Source organism: Arsukibacterium sp. (genome assembly GCF_033722355.1).
In the GTDB taxonomy this organism is placed as follows: Bacteria; Pseudomonadota; Gammaproteobacteria; order Enterobacterales; family Alteromonadaceae; genus Alishewanella.
Map to the genome: position 1 here is coordinate 1 of NZ_JAWVZF010000152.1, position 6,639 is coordinate 6,639.

The following is a 6,639-nucleotide window of genomic DNA, read 5'->3' on the forward strand; positions in this document are numbered from 1 at the left end:
AACCGGCTGTGTATATCGAGATCACCGATAGCCAACAGCAAGTGATCAACCGCGTTGCCGGCGACACCAAAAAAGGCCTGCATCGGATTACCTGGGATATGACCTTTGCCCCGCAAAGTGCAGTAGTAAAGGTCAGCAAGGGTGAAGAGGATGAGCATGGCAATGGTTTTATGGCGCCACCAGGTACCTATACAGCAACCTTGTATCAGCGCGTAGGCAGCCAGATATCGCAACTGGCCGCCCCTGTTGCCATCACGCTTGAAGCCATTTACGAGCCAGCCATAGAAGGGCCTTCATCAGCGCAGACCGTTGCATTTACCGAACGGTTAATTGCAGCAGACAGACGCCTGTCTTCGGTTGAAGCCGTGTTCAAAGACTTGAGCAACACTCTCAAGCTGGTCCGTGAAGCCATAAACCATACCCCGGGAGATATCGCTAAACTGGAACAACAATACGCCGCTATAGCCGATGAACTGAATGCCATTTCAACCGAGATGTTCGGCTTACAGTCGCGTGACAGAATGGGTATTAAACCGGCCAATATTGTCAGCAGACTACGATACGCCATGTCTGCTTCATGGTCTTCGTATGGCCCAACCACGCAGCACAAAGAGCAGCTTGGTTATGCCCTTAACGCCCTTGATAGCGCCAGCTCACGCATTCAGACATTGCAAGGTTCGGTGCTGCCTGAACTGCAAAATAAGATTGTCGACGCTGGTGGTCCCTGGACGCCCGGCATTAAGGTCATCGCCCAATAACAATATGAACCGGGCTTGCTCCTGTCGGGACAGTGACAGGGGCAAAACTCGTAATAAACAGTTGTGGCCAGCTTAAACCTCAGCGACCTGTTTACCGCAGCTGGCGCTCAGCCAGTTTCTGGCCAGCAGCACATCCAGTTCAGCTCTGTCTTCACTGCCGCTGATACTGGCAGGTGCCTCGGGCCCCGGTTGCAGCAGCATATAATCAGCCCGGCCACTGTTCTTAATTTTATACAAAGCGGCGTCGGCCAGATACAAACTGTACTGCCAGTCCCACTCTGCGGGCTGGATCATTGCGCCAACTGAGCAGGTAATATTAACCGGGACACCCAACTGTTGATGCCAGGGGTAGTTTTGCACTAATTGAGTTAGCCGCTTAATATAGTGTTCTACTTCACTGCTTTGCTCCAGCACCAGCAGAAACTCCTCTCCGCCCCAGCGGATCAGATGATCATTACTGCGGCTGTATTGCTGCAAAATACCGGCAAAATGCTTAAGCACAGTATCCCCGAACTGATGACCGTACTGATCGTTAATCCGCTTAAAGTAATCTAAGTCGAGTAAAATCCAGGTGAGTGGTTGCTGATTGCGCTGTGCCCTGGCCAGCATTGCATCAATATTGACATCCAGATAGTGCCGGTTATGCAAGCCGGTCAGCGCATCCTGCATACTCATTTGTTGCAGTTTCTGATTAGCCTCATATAACTCATGCGTCCGCGCAGTAACCTGACGGCTCAACTCTGCCCGGGCATGAGCCAGTGACTTTAACCGCAGACGATAAATCAGCCAGAACAAGGTCAGTAATACACCCAGTAACATTGCCCGCGCAGTGAAAGTTTCATGCCAGTATGGCTGTAACTGAATGGCCATCATCGCCGCATCGCTCCAGCGATAATCGCCGGCTACTTTTACCTGAACATTAAAACGATAATGGCCCGGCGGCAGATTAGTATAAAACGCTTCGCGCCTGCTGCCGGCGACAACCCAGTCTTGCTCGTAGCCCTCAAGCTGGTAGCGGGTATCCATCGACGATGCCTGATAATAATAAGGCGCACTGAACCGGAAATGCCAATCCCGCTGGGCCGGTGTCAGCGTGACAGTTTCAGTATTAAACTTCTGATTAGCCACAGTTAAACTTTCAATCACCGGTATCGGTACTGGCGCAGTGCTGTTCAGGCGGTCCAGCCGCAACGCAATAATGCCGTCAAGGGTCGGAAACCAGATCCGCCCCTGATGCACAGCGCCTTTATTACTGCCGGCACCATTACAACAGCGGTGCGAGTCGGTCGCCGCTTCCGGCTGACGATCATCCACCAGCATGTAAAGCTCAGATACATTGCCCTGCTGCAATGCCGGATAATTAAGCCGGTAAAACCCTTCAAAATTGCTGATGATGAGTTTATCACTCACCAGCGCAGCATACATTACGCCATTGCCGGGCAGGCCATTTTGCTGACTGAAATGCTGCCAGTGGCCCGGTTTTCCTAATACAAACCCGTGGTCAAAACTGCCAATCAGCAGATTACCATCAGAAAATTCTGTTATCACACTGATAAACTTGTGGGCCAGAGGAATATCGAGCACCGGCTCAAACTCACCGGCATTACGTAAGTACAAGCCTGATTCGGTTCCCACCCAGAAGCGGCCGTGGCTGTCTGCCAGCATCGCCCTGATACTTAATTCATTTAAAGGTGGGGTGATACCTTGTTGTGATAATGTATTATTGTCCAGAACAAAGAGCCCGCCGTTGCTGCCAACCCAGATCCGCTGCTGTTCAGCCGTTAATGTGGTAATCAGCAAATGGGCAGTCTGCTCGAAGTTTTTCTGCCAGGCCAGCGTATCTGCATTCAGTAAGCTCAGCCCTGCCCGGGTACCTACCCATAAATTATTCTGCTGATGCAACATACTGTAAACATAGGGACTGGCTAACTGCTGATTGGCCAGTAACGGCTGATACCCCCCTTCTTTTAACAGTGCCATACCCTGGCTGGTGCCGACCATTAAATGGCGGTGCCAGGGCAGCACTGCCCAACTGAACGGATCGGGTATCCCTGCCGCAGTGCTGTAACGCTCCGTCATAGCATTGCGTAAGCGCATAACACCCTGGGTACGGCTACCCAGCCAGACATTGTTATGCTGATCTTCGAGCATACTTTCGATCCAGCGGAAGGGTTTATCAGTGGTGCCTGGCTGCTGTACCGGAATAACCTGAGCGCCTTTAACCTGATACAGTGCATTGAGTGTTGACACCCATACCTGCTGCTGTTTGTCCTGATAGATCAGCTCAATCTTGCTGTCCGGGCCGGCATCTGGCAGCTCCAGCAGCTGCCAGCGTCCTTGTTGCCAGCGGTACAGTCCTTTGTTTGTGCCAAGAAAAATGACACCTCCCCGGACTGTAAGTTCGGTAATCTGCAGTGCTTCGGTGGTGTCGGGCGCCGGATGCCAGCGGTATTGTTGCTGCTGATAAACACCAAAGCCGTGCTGCCCGCCAATCCATAATGTATTGTGCTGCTGATTAAGCTGAAACACCGGTCCGCTATGCTCGGCGACCGGCACAAGTTGCTGCTGCCACAGATAAAGCTGATTAGCACCGATAAAAAAACGACCATCAGCCAGCTCTGCGAAGCTGCTAACCGAGCCGGCTTTTAAATGACGGGTCTCAACAACAGTAAATTTATTGTCTGCGTAATAACTTAAACCATTTACTGTGCCAATCCACAGCCGTTGCTGGCTGTCAATGTACAAAGCGGTAATTAAATTAGATTGCAGTTGCGGTGTATTAGCCGTGTTAAACACCCGAAACTGATGACCATCAAACCTTGCCAGTCCTCCCTGAGTTCCTAACCACATATAGCCCTGTTTATCCTGAACCATGGCCGTAACCGATACCTGTGGTAACCCTGCCTCAACGGACCAGCCGCGAAACAGCAGCGATGCTTTATCCAGGGCGCCAGGCATAGCCATTGCGGCGCAACTGACTGACCACAGCATCCCTAGCTGTATCGCTGTCACAATAACTCTGATCACCAGGCCAGCTCCTTGCTCTGTTCACACACTGATAATAGTTGTCACTTTACTAAAAAGCGTTAGCAAAAGCTGACGAATGGTGATTTTTAACCACTAAGCGGTAGGGTTGCACTATTGGTCTTACCAGTGCTAAGCTCTGCCAACTGTCCGTTTTACATCAGGCTTGCTATGTCTTTGTTTAAAGCTAACTGGGGCCTTAAGCTCTTTGCCTGGCGCTATATTCCGTTAATTGGTTTTTGCTCGCCCCGGATTATCAGGATGAGCAGTCAGACTTTGGAAGTCACCATGCCGCACAGCTGGCGGACGAAGAACCATCTGGGCAGTGTCTATTTTGGTGCCCTTGCTATCGGCGCCGATCTGGCCGGTGCATTTCTGGTATTCTCTAAAGCTAAAGCCCGCGGTATTAACGCCAATTTCGCTTTTAAAGATGTACAGGGCCAGTTTTTAAAGCGCCCTGAAGCTACTGTTCATTTTACCAGCAACGATGGTGACGTTATCGACCAGATGCTCGACCAGTCGCTAAGTAGTGGTGAGCGGATCAATAAACCGGTAACGGTAGTGGTAACCTGCCCCAGCCTGCATGGCACAGAACCGATGGCGACGTTCACCCTGACGTTATCTGTTAAGGCGAAAGCCAGACGTTAGCGTCAGGTTTGCACCGGGGCAGCGGACAGTCTAAAATTGCCGTTTAATTTAACCGGCCCCCGGCCTGTCAGAGTGAAACGATGCAAGAACTCAGTGGTAACCTTTTTATTGTCTCGGCACCAAGTGGCGCCGGCAAGTCATCCCTTATCAGTGCGTTATTAAAAAAACACGGCGATATGCTGGTGAGTGTATCGCATACCACCCGTCCACCGAGGCCGGGGGAAATTGACGGCGTGCACTATCACTTTATCAGTGCAGAGCAGTTTAAGACCCTGATAGCCAATAACGAGTTTCTGGAATGGGCCGAAGTATTCGGCAACTACTATGGTACCTCCCGTAGCGCTATTGTCGCTAACCTGCGCCAGGGCATAGACGTATTTCTGGACATTGACTGGCAGGGTGCGCGCCAGATCCGCGAGCAGGCGCCGGGTACGCTGGGTATTTTTATTCTGCCGCCCAGCCTCAGTGAATTGCAGCAGCGACTGGAAAAGCGTGGTCAGGACAGCGAAAGTGTTATTGCCAGACGGATGGCTCAGGCCCAAAGCGAAATGAGCCATGCCGATGAATATGAGTACCTGATTATTAACGACAACTTTGACAGTGCCCTCAGTGAGTTTGAACGTATTGTCCTGGCTCAGCGCAGCAGCTACTCCAGCCAGCTATACAAGCAGCAGGCACTGCTTAAGCAACTGTTGGCGAAACCGGCAAAATAGCGTAAACTTAGCGGTCTTGTAATATACCTGAACACTCCGGAGTGGCGAATGGCTCGCGTAACAGTTGAAGATGCAGTAGATAAAATTGGTAACCGTTTCGATTTAATTCTGGTTGCGGCCCGTCGTGCCCGCCAACTGTCAGTCGAAGGCAAAGAACCACTGGTTGACCGTGAAAACGACAAAGCGACCGTTGTGGCGCTGCGTGAAATTGAGCAGGGTTTTATTACCAACAGCATTCTTGATGAACAGGAAAAACGTGACCAAATGCAGCAGGAAGCCACTGAAATGGCCGCGGTAGCTGCAATTATCGGTTCTGATCAGTAATAACTCCTGCCAAACTCAGCCAGCGGCGCTTTAGCCGTTGGCATCTTCGTGTTTTCGACGTATATTCTTAACTAACCCGCTTAAAAAGTGATAGCTGTCGAAGTTTGGGAGCGTTTGTGTACTTATTTGAAGGCCTGAAAAATCAAATTTCCGCCTATCTGCCTGCCGAACAGGTCAGTCTGGTGCAGCAGGCCTATGTGGTTGCGCGCGATGCGCATGCGCCGCAAACCCGCTCCAGCGGCGAACCCTACATTACTCATCCGGTCGCCGTCACCAGTATTCTGGCAGAAATGCGGATGGATCATGAAACCCTGATGGCCGCGCTGCTGCATGATGTTATTGAAGATACCGAATACAGCAAAGAAGATTTAGCCCGGCTGTTTGGTGATACGGTCGCTGAACTGGTGCAGGGCGTCAGCAAGCTCGATAAAGTTAAATTCAAAGATTATCAGGAATTTGAGGCCACAAACTTACAGAAAATGTTTATGGCGATGACGCAGGATATCCGGGTTATTCTGATAAAACTAGCCGATCGAACCCACAATATGCGCACGCTCGGCGCCCTCAGGCCGGAAAAACGCCGCCGGATTGCCAAAGAAACCCTGGAGTTGTATGCCCCTATCGCCAACCGGCTCGGTATTCACAATATTAAAAACGAGCTGGAAGATCTGGGCTTTCAGGCTTTATATCCGATGCGTTACCGGGCGCTGGGCAGTGCAGTAAAGCAGGCACGCGGTAACCGGCGCGAGTTGCTGGAAAAGGTCCAGAATGAAATCCGCGGCAGGATTAGCGATGCCGGTATTGAAGCTGATGTCAGTGGCCGTGAAAAACACCTGTACAGCATTTACCGCAAAATGAAAAACAAAGAGCTGATGTTCAATGACGTCATGGACATTTACGCGTTCCGCGTGGTGGTAAACTCAGTAGATAACTGTTACCGCATTCTCGGGCTGGTTCATAACCTGTATAAACCTATTGAAATTCGCTTTAAAGATTACATTGCCATTCCAAAACAAAATGGTTACCAGTCCCTTCACACATCATTAATTGGTCCGCACGGTATTCCGGTCGAAATTCAGATGCGTACCCGTGAAATGGATGAAATGGCCGACAAAGGTATTGCCGCGCACTGGATGTATAAATCTAATGGTGAGCATAAAGATACCACGGCA

At 50.7% G+C, this 6,639-nt stretch carries 6 protein-coding genes; 5 read left to right on the forward strand and 1 reads right to left on the reverse strand.

Going from position 1 to position 6,639, the window contains the following annotated elements; all coding sequences use genetic code 11:
* On the forward strand, positions 1-758 hold a 758-nt coding region (locus tag R3177_RS12085; protein WP_318971284.1), incomplete at its 5' end, for a hypothetical protein.
* A 72-nt stretch (positions 759-830) separates the two neighbouring features.
* On the opposite strand, the gene R3177_RS12090 is transcribed toward R3177_RS12085, so the two are convergent.
* Positions 831-3,785 (reverse strand): diguanylate cyclase, encoded by a 2,955-nt coding sequence (locus R3177_RS12090; protein WP_318971285.1) that lies wholly within the window; start codon positions 3,783-3,785, stop codon positions 831-833.
* A 168-nt stretch (positions 3,786-3,953) separates the two neighbouring features.
* Here R3177_RS12090 and R3177_RS12095 point away from each other — a divergent pair, with 168 nt between their 5' ends.
* From R3177_RS12095 to R3177_RS12110, 4 genes are all read left to right on the forward strand, one after another.
* Complete coding sequence (locus R3177_RS12095) at positions 3,954-4,430, forward strand: DUF4442 domain-containing protein (RefSeq protein WP_318971286.1); 477 nt, start codon at positions 3,954-3,956, stop codon at positions 4,428-4,430.
* A gap of 80 nt (positions 4,431-4,510) precedes the next feature.
* Positions 4,511-5,143, forward strand: a complete 633-nt coding sequence (gmk, locus tag R3177_RS12100) for a guanylate kinase (protein ID WP_318971287.1) — start codon at positions 4,511-4,513, stop codon at positions 5,141-5,143.
* 48 nt (positions 5,144-5,191) lie between these two features.
* The gene (rpoZ, locus tag R3177_RS12105) at positions 5,192-5,467 is read left to right on the forward strand and encodes a DNA-directed RNA polymerase subunit omega (RefSeq protein ID WP_318971288.1); all 276 of its coding nucleotides are present in this window, start codon (positions 5,192-5,194) and stop codon (positions 5,465-5,467) included.
* Between the two features lie 116 nt (positions 5,468-5,583).
* A partial coding sequence (locus R3177_RS12110; RefSeq protein ID WP_318971289.1) for a RelA/SpoT family protein occupies positions 5,584-6,639 on the forward strand: 1,056 nt, incomplete at its 3' end.